The organism is Methanoregula sp. (assembly GCF_041663825.1).
Taxonomy (GTDB): Archaea; Halobacteriota; Methanomicrobia; order Methanomicrobiales; family Methanospirillaceae; genus Methanoregula.
Window position 1 is genome coordinate 13,733 of the sequence record NZ_JBAYLY010000009.1, and the last position, 22,974, is coordinate 36,706.

At 56.3% G+C, this 22,974-nt stretch carries 25 protein-coding genes; 16 read left to right on the forward strand and 9 right to left on the reverse strand.

Annotation, left to right across the window (positions count from 1 at the left end):
- Positions 1 to 62: 62 nt before the first annotated feature.
- Positions 63 to 926: a methanogenesis marker 8 protein gene (locus WCX19_RS05770; protein WP_373006062.1), complete on the forward strand. Its 864-nt coding sequence runs from the start codon at positions 63 to 65 to the stop codon at positions 924 to 926.
- Positions 927 to 1,263: 337 nt separating this feature from the next.
- Here the strand turns inward: WCX19_RS05770 and WCX19_RS05775 are convergent, their stop codons facing one another.
- Positions 1,264 to 3,558, reverse strand: coding sequence for a PAS domain S-box protein (locus tag WCX19_RS05775; protein ID WP_373006064.1), 2,295 nt, complete (start codon positions 3,556 to 3,558; stop codon positions 1,264 to 1,266).
- Between the two features lie 1,301 nt (positions 3,559 to 4,859).
- Here WCX19_RS05775 and WCX19_RS05780 point away from each other — a divergent pair.
- Positions 4,860 to 5,363 carry a hypothetical protein gene (locus WCX19_RS05780; protein WP_373006066.1) on the forward strand — a complete coding sequence of 168 codons (504 nt, stop codon included), beginning with the start codon at positions 4,860 to 4,862 and terminating at the stop codon, positions 5,361 to 5,363.
- On the forward strand, positions 5,356 to 5,511 hold the full coding sequence (locus tag WCX19_RS05785) for a hypothetical protein (protein WP_373006068.1): 156 nt from the start codon (positions 5,356 to 5,358) through the stop codon (positions 5,509 to 5,511). Before WCX19_RS05780 ends, WCX19_RS05785 begins: the two co-directional genes overlap by 8 nt.
- Before the next feature lie 75 nt (positions 5,512 to 5,586).
- Here WCX19_RS05785 and fen read toward each other — a convergent pair whose 3' ends face one another.
- Both fen and WCX19_RS05795 read right to left on the reverse strand, forming a co-directional pair.
- A complete protein-coding gene (fen, locus tag WCX19_RS05790) occupies positions 5,587 to 6,588 on the reverse strand; it encodes a flap endonuclease-1 (protein ID WP_373006070.1) in 1,002 nt (333 codons plus the stop codon).
- 40 nt (positions 6,589 to 6,628) lie between these two features.
- Complete coding sequence (locus WCX19_RS05795) at positions 6,629 to 6,943, reverse strand: hypothetical protein (protein ID WP_373006072.1); 315 nt, start codon at positions 6,941 to 6,943, stop codon at positions 6,629 to 6,631.
- 57 nt (positions 6,944 to 7,000) lie between these two features.
- Between WCX19_RS05795 and WCX19_RS05800 the strand changes: the two genes are divergently transcribed.
- Entirely contained in the window at positions 7,001 to 7,984 is a 984-nt protein-coding gene (locus tag WCX19_RS05800; protein ID WP_373006074.1) for a presenilin family intramembrane aspartyl protease PSH, read from the forward strand.
- Here WCX19_RS05800 and WCX19_RS05805 read toward each other — a convergent pair.
- Positions 7,922 to 8,902 carry an NOG1 family protein gene (locus tag WCX19_RS05805; RefSeq protein WP_373006076.1) on the reverse strand — a complete coding sequence of 327 codons (981 nt, stop codon included), beginning with the start codon at positions 8,900 to 8,902 and terminating at the stop codon, positions 7,922 to 7,924. The genes WCX19_RS05800 and WCX19_RS05805 overlap by 63 nt on opposite strands.
- A gap of 61 nt (positions 8,903 to 8,963) precedes the next feature.
- Here WCX19_RS05805 and WCX19_RS05810 point away from each other — a divergent pair, with 61 nt between their 5' ends.
- Together WCX19_RS05810 and WCX19_RS05815 are read left to right on the forward strand one after the other, a co-directional pair.
- Entirely contained in the window at positions 8,964 to 9,842 is an 879-nt protein-coding gene (locus WCX19_RS05810; protein ID WP_373006078.1) for a CBS domain-containing protein, read from the forward strand.
- Between the two features lie 167 nt (positions 9,843 to 10,009).
- Complete coding sequence (locus WCX19_RS05815; protein ID WP_373006080.1) at positions 10,010 to 10,264, forward strand: PRC-barrel domain-containing protein; 255 nt, start codon at positions 10,010 to 10,012, stop codon at positions 10,262 to 10,264.
- Here WCX19_RS05815 and WCX19_RS05820 read toward each other — a convergent pair.
- From WCX19_RS05820 to WCX19_RS05840, 5 genes are all read right to left on the reverse strand, one after another.
- Complete coding sequence (locus WCX19_RS05820) at positions 10,246 to 10,944, reverse strand: phosphoglycolate phosphatase (RefSeq protein WP_373006082.1); 699 nt, start codon at positions 10,942 to 10,944, stop codon at positions 10,246 to 10,248. The genes WCX19_RS05815 and WCX19_RS05820 overlap by 19 nt on opposite strands.
- Positions 10,938 to 11,915: a DNA repair and recombination protein RadA gene (gene radA, locus WCX19_RS05825; protein WP_373006084.1), complete on the reverse strand. Its 978-nt coding sequence runs from the start codon at positions 11,913 to 11,915 to the stop codon at positions 10,938 to 10,940. The genes WCX19_RS05820 and radA overlap by 7 nt, the downstream gene beginning before the upstream one ends.
- An 80-nt stretch (positions 11,916 to 11,995) precedes the next feature.
- Positions 11,996 to 13,303, reverse strand: coding sequence for a nucleic acid-binding protein (locus WCX19_RS05830; RefSeq protein WP_373006086.1), 1,308 nt, complete (start codon positions 13,301 to 13,303; stop codon positions 11,996 to 11,998).
- A 15-nt stretch (positions 13,304 to 13,318) separates the two neighbouring features.
- A complete protein-coding gene (lysA, locus tag WCX19_RS05835; RefSeq protein ID WP_373006088.1) occupies positions 13,319 to 14,611 on the reverse strand; it encodes a diaminopimelate decarboxylase in 1,293 nt (430 codons plus the stop codon).
- Entirely contained in the window at positions 14,608 to 15,756 is a 1,149-nt protein-coding gene (locus WCX19_RS05840) for an LL-diaminopimelate aminotransferase (RefSeq protein WP_373006090.1), read from the reverse strand. Before WCX19_RS05840 ends, lysA begins: the two co-directional genes overlap by 4 nt.
- Before the next feature lie 145 nt (positions 15,757 to 15,901).
- Here WCX19_RS05840 and cutA point away from each other — a divergent pair, with 145 nt between their 5' ends.
- The 10 genes from cutA to WCX19_RS05890 all read left to right on the forward strand — a co-directional run bounded on the left by cutA (position 15,902) and on the right by WCX19_RS05890 (position 22,963).
- On the forward strand, positions 15,902 to 16,225 hold the full coding sequence (cutA, locus tag WCX19_RS05845) for a divalent-cation tolerance protein CutA (protein ID WP_373006092.1): 324 nt from the start codon (positions 15,902 to 15,904) through the stop codon (positions 16,223 to 16,225).
- Positions 16,226 to 16,323: 98 nt separating this feature from the next.
- Positions 16,324 to 16,800: a DUF1890 domain-containing protein gene (locus tag WCX19_RS05850; protein WP_373006094.1), complete on the forward strand. Its 477-nt coding sequence runs from the start codon at positions 16,324 to 16,326 to the stop codon at positions 16,798 to 16,800.
- The gene (locus WCX19_RS05855) at positions 16,788 to 17,072 is read left to right on the forward strand and encodes a DUF1894 domain-containing protein (RefSeq protein ID WP_373006096.1); all 285 of its coding nucleotides are present in this window, start codon (positions 16,788 to 16,790) and stop codon (positions 17,070 to 17,072) included. The genes WCX19_RS05850 and WCX19_RS05855 overlap by 13 nt, the downstream gene beginning before the upstream one ends.
- Before the next feature lie 128 nt (positions 17,073 to 17,200).
- Positions 17,201 to 17,590 carry a response regulator gene (locus tag WCX19_RS05860; RefSeq protein ID WP_373006098.1) on the forward strand — a complete coding sequence of 130 codons (390 nt, stop codon included), beginning with the start codon at positions 17,201 to 17,203 and terminating at the stop codon, positions 17,588 to 17,590.
- Between the two features lie 91 nt (positions 17,591 to 17,681).
- Entirely contained in the window at positions 17,682 to 19,340 is a 1,659-nt protein-coding gene (locus WCX19_RS05865; protein ID WP_373006100.1) for a 2-oxoacid:acceptor oxidoreductase subunit alpha, read from the forward strand.
- Positions 19,337 to 20,185: a thiamine pyrophosphate-dependent enzyme gene (locus WCX19_RS05870; protein ID WP_373006102.1), complete on the forward strand. Its 849-nt coding sequence runs from the start codon at positions 19,337 to 19,339 to the stop codon at positions 20,183 to 20,185. Before WCX19_RS05865 ends, WCX19_RS05870 begins: the two co-directional genes overlap by 4 nt.
- Positions 20,186 to 20,219: 34 nt before the next feature.
- Positions 20,220 to 21,098: a hypothetical protein gene (locus WCX19_RS05875; RefSeq protein WP_373006104.1), complete on the forward strand. Its 879-nt coding sequence runs from the start codon at positions 20,220 to 20,222 to the stop codon at positions 21,096 to 21,098.
- Between the two features lie 703 nt (positions 21,099 to 21,801).
- Entirely contained in the window at positions 21,802 to 22,614 is an 813-nt protein-coding gene (locus WCX19_RS05880) for a sulfite exporter TauE/SafE family protein (RefSeq protein ID WP_373006106.1), read from the forward strand.
- Positions 22,615 to 22,667: 53 nt separating this feature from the next.
- Positions 22,668 to 22,796: a hypothetical protein gene (locus tag WCX19_RS05885; protein ID WP_373006108.1), complete on the forward strand. Its 129-nt coding sequence runs from the start codon at positions 22,668 to 22,670 to the stop codon at positions 22,794 to 22,796.
- A gap of 5 nt (positions 22,797 to 22,801) precedes the next feature.
- Positions 22,802 to 22,963 carry a rubredoxin gene (locus WCX19_RS05890; RefSeq protein WP_373006110.1) on the forward strand — a complete coding sequence of 54 codons (162 nt, stop codon included), beginning with the start codon at positions 22,802 to 22,804 and terminating at the stop codon, positions 22,961 to 22,963.
- The last annotated feature ends 11 nt before the right edge of the window (positions 22,964 to 22,974 follow it).

Sequence of the window (22,974 nt, forward strand, 5' to 3'; positions counted from 1 at the left end):
GCCCCGCATGCATACCGACGGGATACCAGGTAACGGGACAATGATAAAAACAGAGGGAGTCTATGGCTGAAAAAGAAGAGGATATTCACGTGATCGAAGCGGTAGGACGATCGAAGATTATCATTAAAGACGGGAAAGTGTCGGAAGTCTCGGTCTCGCGGCTCCGCCAGTGCCCGCTTGCAAAAAAATTTGCTTTACCCGTTAACGAGATTACACCCCCTGCAGTAAGAGCAAATATTGAACACCGTATGGCATCGTGGGGCATGTGCCGGCCGTACCGAAAGATCAGCGGGAGCGTGGACTTTGTCGGCTTCGGAGCATCCGAACTAATCAGCTGTGGTATTCTCTCCGGGAGTATCGATGCAGCGGTCCTTGCCTGCGACGGGGCGGGAACCGTAATCGTGACAACACCGGAGTTGGTGCAGGGCATCGGTGGCAGGATGTCAGGACTCGTGAGCACCTCGCCACTGACAGAAGAAATGGATCGGATCGAGCAGGAAGGGGGATTCGTCCTTGACCGGGCCCATGCAACGATAGACCCGGTCCTTGGGGTCTCGCGTGCCTACGAGAAAGGATTTTCCCATGTCGCGGTCACCGTTGCCTCTGCCGATGTGGCAGCCGCGATCCACAAAAAGCACCCGGATGCGTTCATCTTCGGGGTGCATATGAGCGGCATCACCGAGAAGGATGCAGAACGGCTTGTTGCGATCGCGGATATCGTGACGGCCTGCGCCTCGAAATGGATCTGGCAGATCGCGGGAGCCCGGGCACTCCTGCAGGCCGGTACAGCAGTCCCGGTCTTTGCGCTGACCACGCGGGGCAAGCAGCTGATCCTTGATAAGATCGCCCGGTCAGATCGGCCAGTGCTTGTGTCGGGGTCAAAACTTCCGGTCTATGGTCCGGAACTTCCCGATCCCCTGCTGTGAGGATATCTCGTAAAAAAGTCAGGACGGATCCTTCTTTTTTCCCGCGTATTTTGCCCATGTTTCAGGATCCAATATGCCATCCCGTGAGCACGGTCATGAACAGCTCACGGATTTATTCTGACGATTGAGGATGTGGGAACAGCGCTTTTCAGGGAACTCCAGGGATCCGTCTCTATCTCCCGCCCGGTCAGCGAGGATACGCGCTTTCAGGTGGCTGCTGATCGAAACAGTTCATAAAAGACCTTACCACTCCTCCGCAGGGATTGCCGATACCTGATAATCATCGAACTGAAACTTTCCCGACCCTAACAGGTACAAGCGAACAAGAGAAATGTGATTATTTCAGGATCCTGTACGCGCCCCGGGGTACCCGTAGGGTGAAACGAGCCCCTTTCCGGTACTCCCCTGTCTCCTGTATCCCGATCCGGGTGATTGCAAGGATCTCCCGTGTTAAAAAGAGGCCAAGACCGGTATTTTTCCCGACCCCTCGTGCGAAGATCCGCGCCTTTTCATTCTCCATGACGCCAATCCCGTCATCCTCAAAAAAGAGAAGAAGATCGGTCCCGTCCATTACCCCGGAAAGCCTGATTTTCGTAACCCCTTCACCGTAACGGAACGCATTGTCGAACAGGTTGTAGAACACTTTCTCAAGCATCGGGTCTGCATATATCTCGAGATCGCCTATCTCGCAGGCAAACGAGATAGTATTGATGAACTGGGCATATGCTCGTGCCGCCGTTTTCCCGACATGCTGCCAGAGAGGGGCTTTGACACCCAGATCGTCATATGTCCGGGTAAACTCGATCTGGTTGCGGATCGTAAGCAGGATCTTCTCCTGCTTTTCAAGCATCTCCCGGTTAGCGTCATCTGCTTCTCGTCCTCTGAGGATCCCATTATAACCGAGAAGCGCGGTGAGCGAGTTGAGGACATCGTGCCGGGTCACCCCGATCAGAAGATTGAGCTTGACGTTTGCGATCCTGAGAGCATCGCCAATCAGCTGGACGCCGGTCAGATCCCGGATCGACAGAATCAGAACCGACCGGCCCTTGAGGTTAAAGTAGGCAAGTATGATGTCGGCGGGAAATACCATGCCGTCTTTTTTCCGGTGATACCGCAGGGAGACGCGGGGCACCTGACGGTCGAGAGTCTCCTGTGTCTTCTCTGGTTCGGCTGACAGGTCCATGAGCGTCATCTGCATCATCTCTTCCCGGGTATACCCGTACAGCTCCGACGCTGCCTGGTTTAGATCGAGAATCCCCCGGGTTTCTGCGTCGACAATGATGAGGGGATTATTCTTCGCTTCAAAGACGTTCCGGTACTTTTCCTCGCTCTCTTTGAGTTCTTCTGTTGTGGCAAGCAGCGCGAGTTCTGCCTCCTTGCGTGTGGTGATGTCCTGGACAACGCCAATCACTCCCGTGATAGTCCCGTCAGGATCATAGAGAGGGGACCCGACGTATCGCACCCAGATTCTCTTCTTTTTTATATTCAGATCAAGTGGAATATCGGATATCTCCACCATCTCCCCCGCGAGCGCACGCTCAAGATTGCCGGGGATCTCGGTATCATGAAAAAAGGGGAACAGCTCGGTGAGGTGTTTACCCAGGACATCGGCAGCCGGTATCCCGGTCAGTTCTTCCATGAAAGGATTCCAGAGGATATAGCGCAGGTCGGCATCGAAGGCAGTGATACCTTCGCGGACATCGGTGATCACGCAGTTCAGGAAGGCTTCTGAGGCTCTGACCTTATGCTCGGTCTCCGCCAGCCGGTGCTCGCTTATGGCAAGCTCGTTGTAGTTCTGGCGCAATTCTTCTTCGGTTGCGGTCAGCTGTTCAAACGCAGCGTGCAATTCCTCGTGTTTCTTTTTGAGTTCTTCCTCTGCCGCTTTGCGTTCGGCAATCGGGCGGGTCGTGACGACTATGCCGTCGATACCTTCAACACCGATAAGGTTGGTGGCTATCGCTTCAACCCAGAGATACTCCCCGTCTGCCTTTCGTACACGGAATTCAGAGGGTATCCCGGCATTTTTGTTTGCATACACCTGGGCAAGATCAGATCTGATACGATCCTTGTCTTCAGGGTGGAGATCATCCAGCGGGTCTTTACCGATCAGCGACCCGGGGGGATACCCGAGAATACGCGATGAGGTTGAATCGTAGATGATCCTGCCGTTCCGGTCGAGAATCTGGGTGATGTCGGATGCCGTCTGGAAGATCGCCCGGTACCGTGCCTCAGATTCTTTGAGTGCGCGTTCTGCACGTGTTCTCCGGACAATCTGCCGGATTTTTTCCGCGAGTTCGGCGAACTGCGCCCGGGGGTTGCCGCCTTTCTGGATGTAGGAGTCGACACCGTTGTTGATTGCCTCGATCACGATCTCTTCCCGGCCTTTCCCGGTGAAGATTATGAAAGGGATCGCGTTTCCGTCCTTCCTTACCTGTTGTAAAAATTCGATCCCATTCATTCCCGGCATCTGGTAATCGGAGATGATGGCATCGTAGTGCCGGTTTTTGAGGATACTGATTACCTCCTGCGCGGAGGCTTCCGTATCGACGCTGAAATCTCCAGAACGCTCAAGAAACATTTTGGTGAGTTCGAGCAGGGCGGGTTCATCGTCAACGTAGAGAAGGTGGATCACTTAAAGTACACACTCGATAAAAGGACTGTATCTTACCCGTTATTAAACAGTTCCTTTTTTGCGGGGGGAACCTGTGGGAAGATGCGGCCCGTGATCTTTTCTCCGGGGGATTTTTGAGCCGGTCGCTTGTGTCCGGCGCTGGGGGATCTACCGGCAGAACCCGGCGCTGTTTACGGGCGTACGACCGGTTGTTGGTGACGACCCTTTTTTGGGAGTTCTCACGTCCGCTTTTTTCATTCCGGGTCTTGGGGGGTACCCCCTCTTTTGTACGAAGGTGGCACTCCCCCCTCAAAGCCAGAAGAGGGGGGTGGGGGGTAAAAACTTTTAAAAAATCGGTCGGGGGGTAGGGGTACCTCTCCTTTTTGGGAGTGGGTGGTGCCCCTTTAGCCTGAGGGAGGCACCTACCCCCCCAGGACTACGGCCGGTAAAATATGGGTTTAGACGAGAACTCCATGCGAAGCACTGGTCGTACACATGCAGGAACGGGGGGTAGTCCCCTTCATGTGCCCGGACAGGGGGGTGGGGGGTAACACTTTAAAAAAATCGGTCGGGGGGTAGGGGTACCCTCTTTTTTGGGAGCGGGGGGTGCCACCAGTGGCTATGGTGGGGGCCGGGGCTGTCGCTTTCCATCAGGCCGACTCCGGTACATTTTTTAGACAAGCGGACACGCTCGTTCCTGTACCGGAATCGAAAACACCAGAACAAGAAAAACGTGATTCAAATGCAGATTTAAGTACAACAGAAAAGGTCGTGATTGGACCGGGCACAATTGTACCCGGTGCCCTGCAGAGCAACCCGATTAACCCCTGCGAAACCATCGCTGGAACAAGCGGGCTGGCCTCAGGTAAGACAAAAGGGAGATTTCCTGACGATGATGGAGAAACAGGAACTACAAGTGTGGAAAGGAAACAGAAGACCGGACCCTCCCGCCACCGCAGGGTAAAGAAACGGAAGTACGGGAACAGTCGCCGGCACCGCACGAACCCCGGTAGCCGGACCGGGGTGGGAAAAGAGTCCTGGATGCAGTGCTGCTCCACTACCGGGCCTTTGACCAGGGTATTGGGAACATCAGAACAATACACAAAATCCTCAAAACACCGCACGAATCTGTTCCCGATTCAGGAAATGCGCTTGAATGGACTTTGAATCAACGAACCCGTAACTCTCCCTGCCCGGTTGAGGGAACCGGGTAAGCAGGGGCCCCGGATTCTCCTTCTTTTTTGAAGTTATATCCTCCAGGCACCTATGATAGTATGTCAAAGGGCGCCCCGCGACAAAGACAAAAAAGGAGGAAGAAAAAAATGGCAGACTTTACGCAGAACAGCAACGTGAAGAGCGCGGTCCGCAAACTTGCGGTACCGATTACGGACGTGACTGCATTCAACGCACTCATCCAGTCCGTCATCCTGAACAACCCGTTCGGGTGTGTATCGTATATGAACGCGGGCGCCAACCATGCGCCCGTAGAAAAGTCAAGGGAGACCTACACGGCAAGATTCGTATACCAGGACGAGGACGCAAAGAAGATCGGCAGCAGCTCGGAGAGTTACAACACGATCTCCGGCTACAATGTCGGTATCACCGCAGTCCTCGCGAACACCGCAAATATCACAGCCCACGGTGGCGTCCCGGCCCACGATTCGGACGGGGACACATTCTCCGCGACCCTCAAGTGCCACGACCCGAATAACGAACTCTACTTGGTCACATTCTCCCGCCAGCAGGTATCGATCACGTCCTACGAGGATGACTCCATCCGGACCGTTATCGAGACCTGGGCAGACGGGGTACCGGCCCTTGCATAAGGCGATGACGATGGACAACGAGCTCATCATTGTCGGGGCATTCCTCAGCGCAGGACTGCTCGCCTACGTGCTCATCCCGGGCCTGCTCGTGATGTGGGACCGGGTGCTCGACTACATGGGAAGCAATGTAGAATCAGAAAAAAAGTAACCGGCAGGGGAGACATTCCCCTGCCTCTCATTTTATACCGTCCGCCCGGATCATACGGACGCGGGCGCATTTCTCTTAAAACCAGTTTTCAAGAGTCTTCTGCCCGGCTTTTACCGTGTATCGTTCGAGCGCCGCATCGATCCGTTCTTCGGCAAAATCGTACCCTTCGCAGAGCAGTCGTTTGATCCCTTCTGCATCCGGGTGACCCCAAAGGAGGGTGTAATCGCTCGTCACCGGCGGGTGCAGGAAGAACTCCATCACTGGCGCCGGGTCGAAATCCGGGCACTTTTCCGCAATTTTTGCCGCAAACTCCCCCTTCTGCACAATTTTCAGGCCGGTCTTTGCCCCTACGCCGTCGGCGCCCGGGTTAAAGTCGGTCCCCGTCAAGATCCCGATCTCAATGAGCTGCTCCCGGGTCAGTTTCAGGCCGTCAAGTACCTCGGCAAGAACCACCCGCTCAGGGTTTACGGTCACGACCCGGCCCCGGATCTTGCGCTTCCCGCTCACCGTGAGGTTCCGGACCAAAGTAGGGGTACCAAAAAGGAGCGTATCGTAGTCCTGCGAGACCGCGTACCGGGCGTCACCCTTCTGCACCATGTACGCTGCCTGTGCCTCTCCCTCGGTCGGGGCCTGCACATACGGGATACCCATGAGACCAAGCAGTTCCTTTGAAGTCGCAATAATCGTCTTGTCCACACGGGTCGACGACCGGGCCTGCTTGTATGCCTCCTCCTCGTCGCCCCGCTCGATCGCCGCCTTCCACTTCTCCCCTGCCTCGTCCCGGCTTTTGCGGCGCACGGCAATCGTCGCATCCTTAAGTTCGGGCGGCTTCCCGTCAAAGACAAAGACCGGTTTTATCCCTTTTTCAAGGAAGTTGACCATCCGGAACAGGATCCCTGATAGGTGGGAGGTCACTCTGCCCTGCCGGTCCATCAGCGGCGTCCCGTCCGGCTGCCGGATGATCGTTAAAAACTGGTAGAGCGCATTGTTCGCATCGACCGCCGCCACGCCGGAAAGACCCTCCCAGGTGACCGGTGTCTTATAGTCAGCAATGATATCCCGGAGTGCGACACCCATGACTCATATCTCCTGCCGTACCGTTACGCCGGCCGGGCTCTTATTTGTATACCCGCTTTGAGAACTCGCCCACCAATCCTTCGAGATGGGAGGTAGTCTGGTCGTACTTCTCGTTCATACGACTGGAAATCTCCTCAAGGTTTGTGCGCAGCATCCGCTCCCGGGTGATCACGTTCTTTTCGAGGTTTCTGACCTTGATCTGGAGGGACAAAAAGAGCCCGCCAAGCGAGAGCATCATGAGGGCAGCGGCAATAGCGATAACAAGGTCCTGCCAGAACCGCAGGATGAGGAAAAGGGTGGAGATGACCATCACTGCCGTGAGCAGGATGTCAGGGAGATACTCGGGAATGTCCATGCTTTTAGATGATGAGAACGCACTAATTAAGCTAACTATCCATCAGGAGACACCTTTATGGACACCCTGACTGCCAAGCTCAAGAACCACCTACCCATCCTGGCAATGCCGGCCCTCCTCATCGCTGTGGAAATCGGGGCACTCCTCCTCACGCTTCCCGTGCAGGTCTCGGGCATAGTGGCCTTCGAGGACCCCACATCGATGGAGAACCCGCTTATCTTCATTGTGATCCTCCTTATTTTCACCGCGTTCCTGCTCGTGCTGATCAAGTACAATCTTAAAAAAGTAATCGGGGCCGTCATCACGATCGCGATCTTCCTGACGTTTGTGTATATCTTCGCGGCAATAGTCTTTGCAGCAACGGGCGCGACCGCTGTGGCAACAACAGAATGGTGGGAGGCAGTGCTCCCTGCGGTTGTGGTCTATTCAACGACCATTGAGACCATCGTAGCAACGGGTATCATCATTGTCCTCTCCGTGCTCGCGACGGCCCTGTTGTACAAATACCCGGAATGGTATGTGATCGACGGCCTCGGGATCCTGCTCGGCGCCGGGGTGGCCGCGATCTTCGGTGCCTCGCTTGAGATCCTGCCAGTCTGCCTGCTCCTTGTCCTCCTCGCGGTCTACGATGCGATCTCCGTGTACAAGACAAAACACATGATCACGCTCGCGGAAGGCGTGATCGACCTGAAGACCCCGATCCTCTTTGTCATCCCGAAAAGGAAGGACTACTCGTTCATCAAGGAGGGGATCGGAAAACTGAACGACGGGGGCGAACGGGCCGCCTTTATCATTGGCATGGGAGATATGATCATGCCCGCGATCCTCGTCGTCTCCGCCAATGTCTTTTGCGGCGGGATAAAATATTTCGGGCTCATTAACCTGCCGGCGCTCGGGGCGATCATCGGGTCGCTTGCGGGACTTGTGGTGCTCATGCACTTCGTGATGTCCGGCAAACCGCAGGCCGGCCTCCCGCCCTTAAACGGCGGGACTATCATCGGGTTTTTCATCGGCTTTGCTCTCATCGGCGGCTTTGCGTGAGGCTTCCCATGCCGGACGGAACGAGAGGAGCTCTTTGAGCACCTCATCCACACCATCTTTTGTCTCGGTGGACATGGCGCGGTAACCTTCCTGCACCTTGAGATCGGACTTGTTTGCCACGACCACCAGCGGCACGGTTACCATATCTTTAACTTCGTCAAGGAGCCGCAGCTGCATCTCCATGGGGTACCCGCAATGCTCGGACGGGTCGAGGATAAAGAGGATCACGCTTGCCACGTTCATCATCGCGGAAAGAGCCTGCCGCTCGATCGGGTTTCGCTCGTCAGCGGGCCGGTCAAGGATACCGGGTGTATCCACGAACTGGAGACGGATCCTGCCTTCCTCGCGGAGCCCGACAATCACGCCTTTTGTCGTGAACGGGTAGGACGCGATCTCGGGGGTCGCAGAGGATACAAGCCGGATAAACGAGGACTTGCCCACGTTGGGGTATCCTGCGATGACTACCGTAAATGTGTCCTCAATATGGGGCAGCTTCCGCAGGGTGTTTCTTACCTTGTTTAAGAACAGCAGGTCCTTATCAATCTGGTGAACCATGGAGGCGAGGCGTGCGACCGCCCGTCTCCGGAGTACGAGAGTCTCGGTCGACCTCCGGGTCTGCACGGCAATCTCGTGGCCCACCATTTTGGTGTGCTTTGCCGCCCAGCCTACCGCCCCGAGGGACTGCTTGATATTGTCGACCCCGTAGAGGATATCTGCCATCTCCCGGTAAAAGGGAGGGATCTTTTCAAACTCAGGGAATCCCCGGATGATGTAGACCAGCCGGTCGTGTATCGCGGCACCGACGGCCCGGACAAACTCCTCGTTTGCCCGATCTTTGTTTATCTTTTCTTTACGCTTCTTTGCGGCACGGCGAAAGCTCCTGTCAAGGATCTCATCTGCAGTGGGCACTGTTGGCATCCGTTCGAATTCCACAAAACTCCAACCTATATATCCATAGACATTAATACGTCTTATCGTTATGGAGCTGTCCCTTATCCAGAAGGATATCCTGATCACGCTCATTACCCTCTACCACCAGCAGTCTCATTCCATCAAAGGTGAAGAGATCGCCGATATGATCCTGCGGAACCCGGGTACGGTGCGCAACCAGATGCAGTCCTTAAAGGCAGTCGGCCTTGTGGACGGAGTTCCCGGGCCAAAGGGCGGCTACATCCCTACCGAACTGGCGTACAAGGAACTTAACCTGAACACATCAGGAGGGGACTACGATGTGCCGATCAGCCGTGACGGCGCGGAGGTGAAGGGGGCACATGTGCAGGAGATCGATTTTACCACGCTCTGCCACCCGGACATCTGCCATGCAGTCATCAAGCTTGTTGGCAGTGCCAAGATCTTCGAGATTGGAGACAAAATTACTATCGGCCCGACACCGGTGAACAAACTCCTGATCCGGGGGGAGGTCTTCGGAAAAGATGAGTCCAACCAGTCGCTTCTTATCGCCACCTCGGAGATGATCTCGCTCCCGAAGCAGCCGATAAAAGCCTACATGAGTACACCACTCAAGTCACTTACGAGCACCCAGACCCTTAGGGATGCGATCACCCTCTTTAACCGGCATCACATCCACGGCGCGCCGGTCATAGATGGCGAACACCTGGCGGGCATCATTACCATAAGCGATGTCACAAAAGCCCTTGACCGGGGCTTGCCCTTTGAGACTAAAACCTCAGTGGTGATGACACCTGACGTAGTCGAGGCACCATCCGATATTAAACTCTTTGAGGTAATCCGGCGTTTCAAGGAACGTGAGATCGGGCGGCTTATTGTGACCGAAAACGGGAAGCCGGTGGGTATTCTCACCCAGTCGGATATTATCCGGGTCTTTCCCTCACTCTGATGCAACCTCCGCCCTGCCCCCGGTACTTTCTGTACCGGGACGCGTTTTTTTATTTATGCGGGCCGCGCACAAAAAAGAACGAAAATGTCGGATTGATTTTTCAAAATAACCTTCTATGCCCCGCCATTTCAGAACACTTTAAATATTAATACATCGTCATTTTTTTTATGACTCGTACATTTGCCCGCAGCCTCTCACGAAAAAAGATTATGAGCAATGACGGTAAACTTGTCGGAACGCTCAAGAACATCAGGGTCGATTTTGATTCCGGGCAGGTCCTCGATCTGATCATCCACCCGGACCAGTCATTTGTTACCGAGGGATACGATCTTGAGGATGGCAACCTGCTGGTGGTTCCCTTTGAGTCGGTAAAAGACATCAAGGATTATATCGTCGTCGACCGTTACCTTGCCCGAAGGTAAGACCGATACTTTTTTACGGCTTGTATAAAACCCTTTCCGTATCCATCTTCCATCACGTCAGATGCCGCCGCTTTTGTCGCCGGGTGGGCATTTGCGAGGGTCACGCCCCGGCCTGCTGCCGCGAGCATACCGGCGTCGTTAATCCCGTCGCCGATGGCAAAAAAGTCTTTGGGGGAGAGATCCATGTCGCGTGCGAGAGCGACAAGAGTGGTCCCCTTGCTGACACCTTCTGACTGGAGGTGGATTGCATACCCGGTGTCGATCACCTGCACCGGCTGGTCGGCAAGGATCTGCCGGACCTCCTCTGACGGCACAGTCCGGGCGAATGCAAGATCCGCATACCGGTACTCGGCACTGTAGAGCACCAGTTCGATCCCTTGCTTCCGGTAATGGACCTGCACGGTTTCAAGTGCGGCCCGGCAGATCGCCTGATCCCCGGTAATTTTGAGAGTACCGGTGTACCCGATCCGGTACACCCCACCGTTCTCTGCGATGAACGTCCCCCGGGTGCCCGTCATTTTACAGAGGGCATCCATAAAGCAGGCAGTGTTCCCGCTCGCAAGGACGACTTCGATCCCGGCGTCTACGAGCGACCGGATACACTCAATTGCCCCGGTGTCGATCCTGCGGGAGGAGTCCGTTATTGTTCCGTCAACATCTGTCAGCAGTGCTCTTAACACGGCTTAAGTCCTGCCTCTTCAACCATGAATGGTGCTTCGCCCTCAGGAAGGTTGGGGCTGTCCACGAGTCGTGCGATACGTTTGCCGGCCTTGCTCTTCCGCAGGTAGATCCGGAAGGTAGCCGTGTGGCCCACGATGTTTCCCCCGATCGGTTTTGTCGGGTCTCCGAAGAACACGGCAGGGTTGGACATGACCTGGTTTGTCACGAGGCCGACCGCGTTGTGCTCGTCGATGAGCTTGAAGAGATCGTGCATGTGCTTGTTGAGTTTCTGCTGCCGTGCGGCAAGCGTTCCCCGGCCGGCATACTCAGCCCGGAAGTGGGCGGTGAGCGAATCGATGATAAAGAGCTTCACCGGCTTGTCGCTTCCTTTAAGCTCGTTTGCGAGGTCCCGGGAGTTCTCCACAAGAAGCACCTGGTGGTCAGAGGTGTGCGCCCGGGCGATATGGATATTGTTCAGGAACTCCTGGGTATCCGGGACACCCTCGATATCAAGACCCTTGACCATCTGCTCGATACGCTCGGGACGGAACGTATTCTCGGTATCGATATAGATCACGCTGCCGTTGAGGCCACCCTGCTCTTCGGGCAGCTGGACGTTGACTGCCATCTGGTGGACGATCTGGCTTTTACCGGAACCAAACTCACCGTACATCTCGGTGATGGCCTGGGTTTCCATGCCGCCGCCGAGAAGTGCGTCAAGTTCCGGAACCCGGAACGACAGTTTCCGGATGTCCTTTCTCTGCTCAAAGATATCTTTCCCGGTCTTGAAACCGCCGATATCTGCGGATTCGCGGGCCGCCTTGATGATCTTCTTTGCCGTGGACTCTGATATCTCCGTGACCTCGGAGAGCTCGGCCGGTGCGGCGGTTGCGATGCTCTCAATGGATAGGTAGCCTGCTTCGCGAAGCTTGTCGGCAGTAGTCGGTCCGACGCCGGGTAAATCTTCAATTTCCAGTGCTTTGTCAGCCATTTCTAGTACATCTCCTATGGCACAACAACATTTCAACCCCACCCATATAACCCGGGGCCATGCGGGGGGTGAAAGTGATTTTAGGGTCGGGTGGGGGAGTCCAGCCGTGCGGCAAGAGCGGCAAGGCGTCCTGCCACCTCATCTTTTGTCTTCTCCGCCGGTTCCATAGTCTCGGGGATGATACGGCTCCCTGAAAGCACCCCGGTTATTTTCATCTCGCTTCCGGCCGGAAACTCTCCTTCGATAAGGTACCGTTCAGTGCCGTCATCGATAAACATGCACCCGTTGCCGGGAATGAGCGTCCCGGTCATGGAAATCATCCGGGTTTCCTCGTGCGGAACCCGGAAGATGCTCCCCCGGCCCACCCCAAGCTCGATGGCACCGAACCGGCCGGGTTTGGCTGCCGCATGGTAGATCTCGACGCGATCACCGGGGTGCACCGGTACCAGTGCATGTTCCCCCCAGAGTACGACGTTGAGCACTTCATCGCCCTCGCCGATACGGATGTTCCGTACCCACGAGGCCGCCCCGCTCCGCGAGGTAAACGACCGGGGTTCCTGCACGGTCTTTACCTCGCCTTTGACGGAATAATACCCGGTATCGCTGACCGATGCGAGCGCAGCAAAGGGAACCGAGACAACGGCATCGGAAAGACTTACCGCACCCGTATCATCGAGACTGTAGGCCCGGCCCTCGGCACGGCGGTCGGGCTTTGCACCCGTGATATGGATCGCGCTCCCTGCCGGGATATCCCGGAGCAGGTCCGGCGCCCACACGACAAGGCGGGCAGTCCCGGTAGCATCGCCGATCACGCATTCCTGCATATCCCCGGTAGTCCCGTCCCGACGTGTAAACGTGCGGGGTGCATCCGCACCGATCAGGCACACATCGAGATCGACCGGTTCTGTAGAGAGAGCCAGACCATTCCCGACAGGTACCGTGCAGGTGATCTCGCAGGTGGCCTTCCGCAGGGCAAGCGCGTAGATCTCCCGCATATTCTTTCCCGGGTGCCTTCCTATCACTTCCAGCACGTCGCCAAGAGCAATCTCGAGCACCGCACCTGCCCGCTCGTCCCAGAGCACGACCCGGGTGGTGCCGGTCTCGTCTCCCACGAGAAGTGTCGCGACCCAGCCCTTCTCGCCGTCTTTACGGTCGAACTCCTTTGGCTCGGTCTTGTCGACAACTTTTGCAAAAAAACAAAAAAGGCTGGATTTCCCCGAGAGCTCCTTTACCTTGACATGCTGTCTCCCGAGCGCCCCGACAACGAGCATCGCGGCGGTCGGCTCATCGAGGAGGTCGCCGCATTCCTCGATCTTCTCCTCCACGCGCCGTTCGAACTCTTCCTGCGATATCAGGTCGTCAACCAGTGCATAGTGGAAGAGTACCACGAAAACCTCCTTGGGTTACCGCTGCCAGGGCGGCCGCACCATGGTGCCGGTCAGGTCAGAAAGGGTCTCGCCGCGCCGCATGAGGGCGACATCTTTCCCGTGAACCAGCACTTCGGGACAGCGGGGCCGGCCATTGTACTGCGAGGACATCGCGTACCCGTATGCCCCGGTGTCCAGCACCGCGATGAGATCGCCTGCGGCAAGTTCCGGCAGTTTCCGGTCGGGGGCAAGGATATCCCCGGTCTCGCAGATCGGCCCGGTGACCGTGTACTCGGAGGTCAGGGGTGCATCCGCACGGTTTGCCACGATCACCTCATGGTAGGAATCGTACATCGCGGGCCGGATGAGCAGGTTGAATCCTGCATCCACGTTCGCGAACCGCTTATGGGCCGTCTTTGTCGAGTTGACCCGGGTGAGGAGCACGGTCGAGTCCGCGACCAGGAACCGGCCCGGCTCGATCCAGAGTTCGGGGGTGATGCCTGCTGCTTTGATCCCTGCGAGAAAGACCGGCATGACCGCGTTTGCGTAGTCCTCCGGTGTCGGCGCCGGGTCGGAATCGTGGTGGTACGGGATGCCAAGGCCTCCCCCGAGATCGAGGAACTCAAGTTTCACGCCCATTTCGGAGAGTTCCTTTACGATCCTGACCATGACCTCTGCGGCCTTTGCAAACGGCCCGACTTCGAGGATCTGCGACCCGATATGGCAGTGGATCCCGACCGGTTTTACATTCTTGCAGGCCAGCGCCTCCCTGTACGCAGCCGGGATCTGTTCGTGGGGGATCCCGAACTTGCTCGTTTTAAGGCCGGTGGCAATCTTCGGGTGGGTCGGGACTTCGAGCGCCGGGTTGACCCGGAATGAGATCGATGCGATTTTCCCGGCATCCCGGGCCACCTCGTCGAGCTGGTGGAGCTCGTCAAGGGAGTCGAGCGAGACTTTCACGCCATGCTGCACGGCAAGGGCAAGGTCGGCTTTTGTCTTTGAACTGCCGTTAAAGAGTAGTTTTTTTGCCGGCATACCGGCTTCAAGGGCAAGTGCCAGTTCGCCGCCAGAGAAGACATCCGCCCCGGCGCCGAGCTTTGCAAGCGCCCTCATGACGGCAAGGTTGCCGTTTGCTTTTGCCGCAAAGAGCACCTGCACCTTGTCGTACCGGGCAGAGAGGGCGTTTTTGTAGTCCTGGAAATACCCGCAGATCCGGTCCTCGCTCGTCACGTAGAGCGGGGTTCCGTATTTCCCGGCAAGGGCAACGCAGTCATGGCCACCGATGTGGAGGTGCCCTCTCTGTATGGTGAGGTGCGGGGGGAGTTTCATAAGGAAAGCCTCTGCATACGTCCAAGTGCTTCCTGTATCCGTCCTACCGGCCGGGTGATGGCAAACCGTACGTAACCTTCTCCCGCAGAGCCAAAGCCGACACCAGGGGTCACGACAATGCCGGCCTCGTTTAAGAGTTTTGCCGCAAAGGACATGCAGTCTTTGACCGGCATCCAGACATAGAAGGTCGCCTTCGGGGCCGGCACGTCAAAGCCAAGTTCGCGGAGCCCGGCAACGAGCACGTCCCGGCGCTCCTGATAGATGGCGCAGGCCTCCTTTATGCAGTCCTGCGGGCCCGAGAGCGCTGCAATGGCGGCATACTGGACGGCATTAAAGACACCGGAGTCCACGTTCGTCTTGACCCGGCCAAGACCGGAGAGGATCTCCCTGTTCCCGACCGCCATGCCGATCCGCCAGCCGGTCATGTTGTATGTCTTGGAGAGTGAGTGCATTTCGACCCCGACTTCCATGGCCCCTTTTGCTTCCAAAAACGATGGGGCGCGGTAGCCGTCAAAGGCAACCTCCGAGTAGGGGTTGTCTGAGACCACGACAATATGGTGGTCTGCGGCAAAATCCACGACCTCGCGGTAAAAAGAGAGCGGGGCAATGGCGGCCGTGGGATTGTTTGGGTAGTTGATGAACATGAGCTTCGCAGAGTGGACGACCTTCTCCGGTATTGCATCGAGGACCGGGAGGAAGTTGTTCTCCACAAGCAGCGGCATCTCGTGGATCTTTCCCTCGGCAAACAGGGTGCCGGTCGAATACCCGGGATAGCCCGGGCTCGGGGCGAGGACATAGTCACCCGGGTTCACGAATGCTTCCCCGATATGGGTGATCCCGTCCTTTGACCCCATCAGGGCGAGGGTCTCTTTTTGGGCATCGAGCGTGACACCGAACCGATTGTGGTACCAGCCTGCGACAGCCTGCCGGTAGGCCGGCATCCCTGCATACGAGGGGTAGTGGTGGTTGTCCGGGTTATGTGCGGCCGAACAGAGAGCATCGACAATGTGTGGAGGGGTGGGGAGATCCGGGTCGCCCACGCCAAGATCGATAATATCAACACCTTTTTTCTGCTGCTCTGCTTTCATCTCATCGATCCGTGCAAAAAGATACGGCGGGAGATTGCTCATGCGTGTTGAATACATAGGTAGTACACGTTCGTTCCCCCATCACTAGTAATTAACGATCGGGCAGGGATGAACCGGGGATCAAAAGATATGCTTAATAGCGGGCGGGCGCGAACCAGTGACCTAAGGTATGCACAGGTCAGTAAGGCAGGAGTAAACCGGCATGGCAACGGATATTGTGGTGATCCTCTGCACGGCGGCAACGACTGAGGCAGAGTCTATGGCGCAGGCATTGGTTGAACAGCAGATTGCCGCGTGTGTCAATATTGTTCCCGTGCAGTCCACCTATCGCTGGAAAGGCGAGATCTGCAACGATCCTGAACACCTGATGATCGTAAAGACCACAAAAGAGGGTGCAGACCGGGCAGTCGCCGCGATCCGGTCGATGCACAGCGCCGATGTCCCGGAGATCATCGTGCTTCCGGTGATTGCAGGCTACGCTCCCTATCTCGACTGGGTACGGCACGAGACAAAAGGCACTCCCTGACAAACCGCCGCAAATAGATATCCGGCAGGGCAGGATACGCAGGGTTATTGCCCGGGGCTCTAAAATAAGAGAAGTATACACTAAACCGGGAGCAGGTCATGGACTCAGACACAGTTGCACAACCCTCAAAAACGGCACTTCTCGTGCTGGGGTGCCCGCAGGTACCAGTGCAGACCAGTATCGCATTGTACCTTGTCAGCCGGTTTAAAAAAGCCGGAATTACCCCGGTTATTGCCGGGAACAAGGCGGCAAATACCCTGCTTGTCGTTGCCGATCCCGACCGGCACTACCTGGGCGAGATTACCGATCTCGACCGGGTCGTCGCCCAGATCACCGGGAAAAAGCGGGACTTCGACCTGTGTTTCGTGTTCATCCACAACGATGCGGGGATCAGTTATGCGGCGACGATGGGGGTAATATCGAAAGCAAAACTGTATGCTCTTGTGTACGGCGAGCATGAGGAAGATCTTGTGCAGCAGATCACCTTTCCCTGCACGAAGATCGCCGCAAAGGCCGTGCATAACCCCCTGCCACTCAAAAAGGCAATTGATGAGGTGGCACCATGGGCTGCGTAGATGCGCTCAACTACGAGATCGTAATCCGGGACGCTTCATTCAAGGAATGCAGGGAATACATCAGGAGCCACTTCCCCGAATCGATCGATGTTGAGCCGGGGTTCAAGATCTTCGATATTCACACCATAGGCGTCCCCCCGATAGCCGTAGGTATTGACGGGGATTATGTTATCTTCCCGTACACCAAGCCCTGCCACGGGACCTTCCTTCTGCGGGTACAGGACGCAGAAGAAACCGCACGGCTGCGGGCCCTTAAAAAAGGCAGCAAGTAAAGGAAATCAGGCGGGAATCGCAGATTCATAAAAAATCAGGTCAGACCCGTCTTTGAGGGATCAACATTCTTCTGCGGGGGAAAATATATAGTGCGTATAAGTGAAGTATAAGACAAGAGGGATCGGCTGTGGCAGGGAAAGGAAAAGTGCTCCTGGTGGACGATGAGGAGATCATTCTCGATGTGTCCCGCGAGGTGCTCCAGTTCCTTGGATACGATGCTGTCTTCGCAACGGAGGGCGCATCAGCGATCAAGCTGTATGCACAGGAGAAGGAAGCGGGCCGGCCGTTTGACCTTGTCATTATCGATCTCACCATTCCTGAGGGGATGGGCGGCAGGGAAACAATAGAGAAACTCCGCAGTTATGATCCCGGTGTGAAAGCGGTCGTGTCGAGCGGGTATTCCAATGATCCGATCATGCAGGACTTCGTCAGCTACGGCTTTTCCGGCAGACTTGCCAAACCCTACCGGATCAACGAGATGAAACTACTGCTTGAAGATATGATCCATAAGAACTGACTTTTTTATCGTGAGCCTCCTTCATACCGGGAGCGTCACCACCCCAACCTATTTACCGCCCCGGAAAGATCAGGGATGTGAGGGACTGTTCATGAAGGAAATATCCGTGCTCGTGGGGGGCAGGGCCGGGGATGGGATCAACAATGCCGGGGCGATGGTTGCACAGTTGCTCAACCATCTTGGCTATTTTGTCTATATCTATACCGAATACCCATCCCTCATCCGGGGGGGACACAATTTTTCCCTGGTGCGTGCCGCAGATGAACCGGTCGGGGCATACAACACCCGGATCGATTATCTTGTTGCGCTCAACCAGGAGACACTTGACCTGCACCTCCCCGGCAGCCCGGACTGTACCGTGGTGGCAAACGCAGATCTGGTAACCTCACTAAAAAGCGGCCAGACCGTTTCCATAAAAGCCATCCTTGCAGCAGAATCCGCTCCGCCCATTACCGGGAACTCCGCGATGATCGGTGCCTTTGCAAAAGCGGCAGGGATTCCCTGGGGGGTCGTAGCAGACGTTTTTTCCCGCCACATGCCAAAAGCAGCAGATGAGAATATTCGGGTTGCCCGGCGGGCGTACGACCTAATCAATACCACCCGACCGGTACCGGCGATTGCCGGTGTGACGCACAGCCTGCTCTCCGGGAACGAAGCGATCGGGCTTGGCCTTGTCGCCGGCGGCCTTTCGCATTATATTTCCTACCCTATGACGCCATCCTCGACCCTGCTCCACTTCCTTGCCGGGAATGCAGAACGGTTCGGGATAACGGTCATCCACCCGGAGAACGAGATCGCGGTTATCCTTATGGGCCTTGGCAGCGCTACGGCCGGGGCGAGGACCGCGGTCGGTACTTCAGGAGGCGGGTTCTGCCTTATGACAGAGGGGCTCTCGTTTGCCGGTATGGCTGAGATCCCGATCGTGATCGTGGTCTCCCAGAGAACCGGGCCATCGACCGGCCTCCCCACCTACACCGGCCAAGCGGAACTTCAGTTTGTACTGCACGCCGGGCAGGGGGATTTTCCCCGTCTGGTCGTAGCGCCTGCCGATGCCGGTGAGGCGTACCGCTGGTCTCGCGCCGCGATCCGCCTTGCCTGGAAGTACCAGATCCCGGCATTTGTGCTGCCCGACAAGACACTGTCTGAAGGAACCTACAGCGTCGATTATAACCGGCTTACCGACATGCCGGATGCCGATCCTGTGATATGGGACGGCGGGGCACCCTACCGGCGGTACCAGGACACCCCGGCCGGCATCTCCCCTCTCGCGTTCCCGGGCGGGAAGGATGCCGTAGTGAAGGTGAACAGTTATGCGCACGACGAAGATGGTATCACGACCGAGGATGCGGCACTGGTTGCCCTGATGACAGAAAAGCGCCGGAGAAAGGAAGCGCAGCTTACCGAGGAGCTGATCCGGTACCCGTGTATCAGTGTCCGGGGCACAGCCGGTGCCACGACCGCCCTCCTCTGCTGGGGCTCTGTCCGGAATGCCTGCGACGAAGTGGCGGCGCGGCTGGGGCTGCGGGTGATCCAGCCGGTCGTGCTCTCCCCCTTCCCGGACCAGCAGTTTGCCGACGCGTGCCGTGGGGTAGACCACCTGATCGCGGTTGAGGAAAATGCCACCGGGCAGCTCGCGGCGCTTGTCCGTGAGCATGGGGGGCGTGTTGATGCGACCATCCTGAAATATGATGGCCGTCCGTTCACTCCCGATGAACTTCTCCTGCGGTTACAGGAGGTAATCACCTCATGACCCGAAATCTGATTACTCCTGCACAGAACACCTGGTGTCCCGGCTGCGGTAACTTTTCTATCCAGCACACGCTCAAGGATATCCTTGCCGGTCTTGAAAAAGAAGGCCAATCCCTTGACGATGTAGTGCTGGTCTCCGGTATCGGGTGCCATGCAAAGATCGCCGATTACCTTAACATCAACAGCGTCTACACCCTCCACGGGAGGACGATCCCGGTTGCGACGGGGATAAAACTTGCAAACCCGAAACTTACCGTCATCTGTTGTGCGGGGGACGGGGATGCGTATGCCGAGGGACTCGACCACCTGATCTTTGCGGCAAAGAGAAATATCGATCTCACCATGATTGTCCATAACAACCGGGTCTACGGTCTCACCACCGGGCAATATACCCCCACATCGCCGCTGGGGTTCAAGGGAAAATCCACGCCTGCGGGAACCACCGAATACCCTTTTAACCCGCTGGAACTGATGCTTGCCGCCGGCGCCACCTATATAGCACGGGGCTATACGAGGAAGATGCCGCAGCTTGCGCAGCTGATCCGACAGGGTATTGCTCACAAGGGGTTTGCCTTCATCGATGTCCTCCAGATCTGCGCGAGCTTCTTTAACATGACCGAATACTACCAGTCCCGGGTGTACGACCTTGACGGCCAGGATACCTCTGATTTTGAGAAAGCGTGTGTAAAAGCCCGGGAATGGGACTACAACCGCGACGCGCCCATCGCGCTTGGGCTGTTCTACGAGCGAGATCTTCCCACCTTCAATGATCGGTATCCGATCCGCGCTCTATCCTCAGAGGAACGCACGCGCCAGATCCGTGACCTTTTTGAGGCATCGAGGTAACGATTATCCCGGCACGGTACCGGCCGGATCTCCCGTGGGAGGTGATCCCGTGACCGGTGCCGGGGACAGGAACGATCGGATGGACGAACGTGGCGTAAACGGCGCTGAAGTACCCCGGCAGGGCAAATGGCGATCTGGCGGGGTGACCCTGATTCTTATTCCCCTCGTGATAGTAATCGTCTGGCTGCTGGAAAACTACCTGCTCGCAGGAGATACCGGCCTCTTCAGAAAGGCCAGTCTCCCGGGTCTTGTTCTCTATACGGTTCTTTCCGGTATCGTTGTGGGCATTCTCGTTCCCGTCGTGCGTATCCGGGCGGCCTTCCTTTCGGGCGCCGTAAACATGTTCCAGATCGGCTTGCGCTCCCTGCGCCGGACGGTGGCTGCCATCAGTCTGACAGCCCTTGCCGGGTATACCGGGTTTGTCATTATGAGCTTGATCGGGCAGGGTCTGGACCGGTTGACCGGAGCCACGCTTTTTATTCTCCTGCTCCCCACAGCGATCGCAGCGGTGATAATCTGCTGGGCATTTGTCGGGACACATGTCCAGGCTTATGTCCGCAGCAGCGGAGTGGTGATCTCGGTTTTTACCGGAGTTCTTTTGACGGCGCTCATCTTTGCCATCTCCATGTCAATATTGTTTGCAACAGCTGATTTCCGGGAGATGTTTGGCTGGTTTTTTGCACTCGGGTGCGTGGCCGGGCTCTTTTTCTTTGCCGTCCGTGATATCTGGGCGACCATTATAGTCGTCACCTCCGGCCTTGTGGTCCTCCAAAACTCCCGCATCGATCCGGCGTATCTCGTACCGTTCAATCCAGGAGTTGCACTCTGCGGAATCCTTGCCACCTGCGTGCTGGTGGGGGTTCATGGGTATTTTTCCCGGCATTATATGACAGTCATTCTCCCGGGAAAATAACCTGAAGGACCAGATCCCGATGAGAAAGATCCAGTACTTCTCTAAATTTTCCTTTGCAAATCTCAGAATTTTTTAATAGGATTTGCCGAAGCGATTCCCGGTCCATTGGGGGTACCCCCTCCTGCCAGCCCGAGGTGGCACCCCCCACTCCCAAAAACGGGAGGTACCCCTACCCCCCGACCGATTTTTTTTAAGCATGATACCCCCACCCCCCCTGTCCGGGCATAAGAGGAGACCTGCCCCCCTTTCCGGCATTTCCAAAACCTGTGCTTCGCGTGGAGTCATCGTCTGAAGGTATATTTTGCCGGCCAATGGCTTGGGGGGTAGGGGCCTCTTTTCTTACTAAGGGGGGACCCCCCGCTCCCAAAAAGGAGAGGCCCCCCCATACCCCGACCGATTTTTTTAAAGCATGATACCCCTACCCCCCTCTTGTGGCCCGGGGGTGGGGGGTAGCTGTCAAAAAGGATACTTCCGGTTCCAGATCTGGCTTATACGAACTTTTGGTGGTTGTTCATCCAACTTGAAAATAGAGACATACTGAAGAACACGACAATGACGACGCCCGGTCCCGGGAAGCGGATCTTCGATAACCACAATATCCCATGGATTGCATGAGCCGGGAAATTTTTGATCACTACGGCCATTGCATAATTTTTTACCAGATTGATACCCATGTCCCGGAGAGTATGTTTCTGGTGATGGAATGGATATCCTCCTTTTTTCTGCACTGATTCTTGCCATCACCGGAAGTGTGATAGGTTTTGCCTCCGGCTTTTTCGGTGTCGGCGGCGGTTTTCTCATGGTCCCGGTACAGTACTGGTTACTCACCAGCCTCGGGTTTGATCCAACGCTGTCGCTCCGGATCGCATTTGGCACCAGCCTTGCGGTGATACTGCCGACCGCGCTCTCCAGCACCTGGGGCCATCACTGCCGGCGCTGCGTGCTGCTGCGCCCCCTTGCACTGATGGTCGTTCCCGGGATCATCGGCGGTTTTGCCGGTGCGGCGATCGCCACCCACGCACCCGGCAGGCTCATGGCGTGCCTCTTTGGGGTGCTGCTCATTCTTGCCGCGGTACGGATGTTCTTTTCCCATACACCCACAGGGGAAGAGCATATTCCGGAAAGTCTGTATGTATACCTCCCATGGGGCTTTGCTTTTGGTCTTGTCTCGGGGCTGTTTGGTATCGGCGGCGGTATTGTGATGGTGCCGGTGATGACGACCATGCTTCATGTTCCCCTCCGCAAAGCCATCGGAACTTCGACGGCATTCATGGTCTGCTCTTCAGCGAGCGGCATCATCTCCTATGTTATCAACGGTCTTGACGTTGCGGACCTGCCTCCGTATTCGTTTGGTTACATCAATGTTGCGTACTGGTGCATCCTTGTCGCAGTAAGTGTTCCTCTTGCACAGCTTGGTGTCCGTGCCGCCCACACAATCTCCCCGGAGAAGATTAAACTGCTCTTTGTGATCCTCATGATCGGAATCGCTCTCTATATGATCTTCGGCAGCGGGTAAATGTTAACATCACGAGGCACTCCGTCACCGGATCCCATTTTTGTTCCCCTCTGATGAACCCAGACCTTTCCCTCCGGGGAAATAGTATCGTGCAGGTGCGGGAGGGCGAACCCGATTTTGTGCACTATCGAAACGATTATTCCCTGCGATACACCACACTCTACCAGCCACAACAGGAGTGATTTTTATGGACCGATACGTATGCACCATCTGCGGGCATGTTTACAACCCGGAAAAAGGCGAATCGTTGCAGGACATCAAGCCGGGCGTTGCATTTGCCGACCTGCCGGCAGACTGGGCCTGCCCGATCTGTTTTGCGTCAAAGGACCAGTTTAAAAAAGAGGAGTGAAGACTGGTTGT

What these genes read in the sequence shown, in the direction of transcription:
- WCX19_RS05770 (WP_373006062.1), top strand. Translation starts at nt 63, where the DNA reads ATGGCTGAAAAAGAAGAGGATATTCACGTGATCGAAGCGGTAGGACGA.
- WCX19_RS05780 (WP_373006066.1), top strand. Translation starts at nt 4,860, where the DNA reads ATGGCAGACTTTACGCAGAACAGCAACGTGAAGAGCGCGGTCCGCAAA.
- fen (WP_373006070.1), bottom strand. Translation starts at nt 6,588, where the DNA reads ATGGGTGTCGCACTCCGGGATATCATTGCTGACTATAAGACACCGGTC.
- WCX19_RS05795 (WP_373006072.1), bottom strand. Translation starts at nt 6,943, where the DNA reads ATGGACATTCCCGAGTATCTCCCTGACATCCTGCTCACGGCAGTGATG.
- WCX19_RS05800 (WP_373006074.1), top strand. Translation starts at nt 7,001, where the DNA reads ATGGACACCCTGACTGCCAAGCTCAAGAACCACCTACCCATCCTGGCA.
- WCX19_RS05805 (WP_373006076.1), bottom strand. Translation starts at nt 8,902, where the DNA reads ATGCCAACAGTGCCCACTGCAGATGAGATCCTTGACAGGAGCTTTCGC.
- WCX19_RS05810 (WP_373006078.1), top strand. Translation starts at nt 8,964, where the DNA reads ATGGAGCTGTCCCTTATCCAGAAGGATATCCTGATCACGCTCATTACC.
- WCX19_RS05815 (WP_373006080.1), top strand. Translation starts at nt 10,010, where the DNA reads ATGACTCGTACATTTGCCCGCAGCCTCTCACGAAAAAAGATTATGAGC.
- radA (WP_373006084.1), bottom strand. Translation starts at nt 11,915, where the DNA reads ATGGCTGACAAAGCACTGGAAATTGAAGATTTACCCGGCGTCGGACCG.
- lysA (WP_373006088.1), bottom strand. Translation starts at nt 14,611, where the DNA reads ATGAAACTCCCCCCGCACCTCACCATACAGAGAGGGCACCTCCACATC.
- WCX19_RS05840 (WP_373006090.1), bottom strand. Translation starts at nt 15,756, where the DNA reads ATGTATTCAACACGCATGAGCAATCTCCCGCCGTATCTTTTTGCACGG.
- cutA (WP_373006092.1), top strand. Translation starts at nt 15,902, where the DNA reads ATGGCAACGGATATTGTGGTGATCCTCTGCACGGCGGCAACGACTGAG.
- WCX19_RS05850 (WP_373006094.1), top strand. Translation starts at nt 16,324, where the DNA reads ATGGACTCAGACACAGTTGCACAACCCTCAAAAACGGCACTTCTCGTG.
- WCX19_RS05855 (WP_373006096.1), top strand. Translation starts at nt 16,788, where the DNA reads ATGGGCTGCGTAGATGCGCTCAACTACGAGATCGTAATCCGGGACGCT.
- WCX19_RS05865 (WP_373006100.1), top strand. Translation starts at nt 17,682, where the DNA reads ATGAAGGAAATATCCGTGCTCGTGGGGGGCAGGGCCGGGGATGGGATC.
- WCX19_RS05870 (WP_373006102.1), top strand. Translation starts at nt 19,337, where the DNA reads ATGACCCGAAATCTGATTACTCCTGCACAGAACACCTGGTGTCCCGGC.
- WCX19_RS05880 (WP_373006106.1), top strand. Translation starts at nt 21,802, where the DNA reads ATGGATATCCTCCTTTTTTCTGCACTGATTCTTGCCATCACCGGAAGT.
- WCX19_RS05885 (WP_373006108.1), top strand. Translation starts at nt 22,668, where the DNA reads ATGAACCCAGACCTTTCCCTCCGGGGAAATAGTATCGTGCAGGTGCGG.
- WCX19_RS05890 (WP_373006110.1), top strand. Translation starts at nt 22,802, where the DNA reads ATGGACCGATACGTATGCACCATCTGCGGGCATGTTTACAACCCGGAA.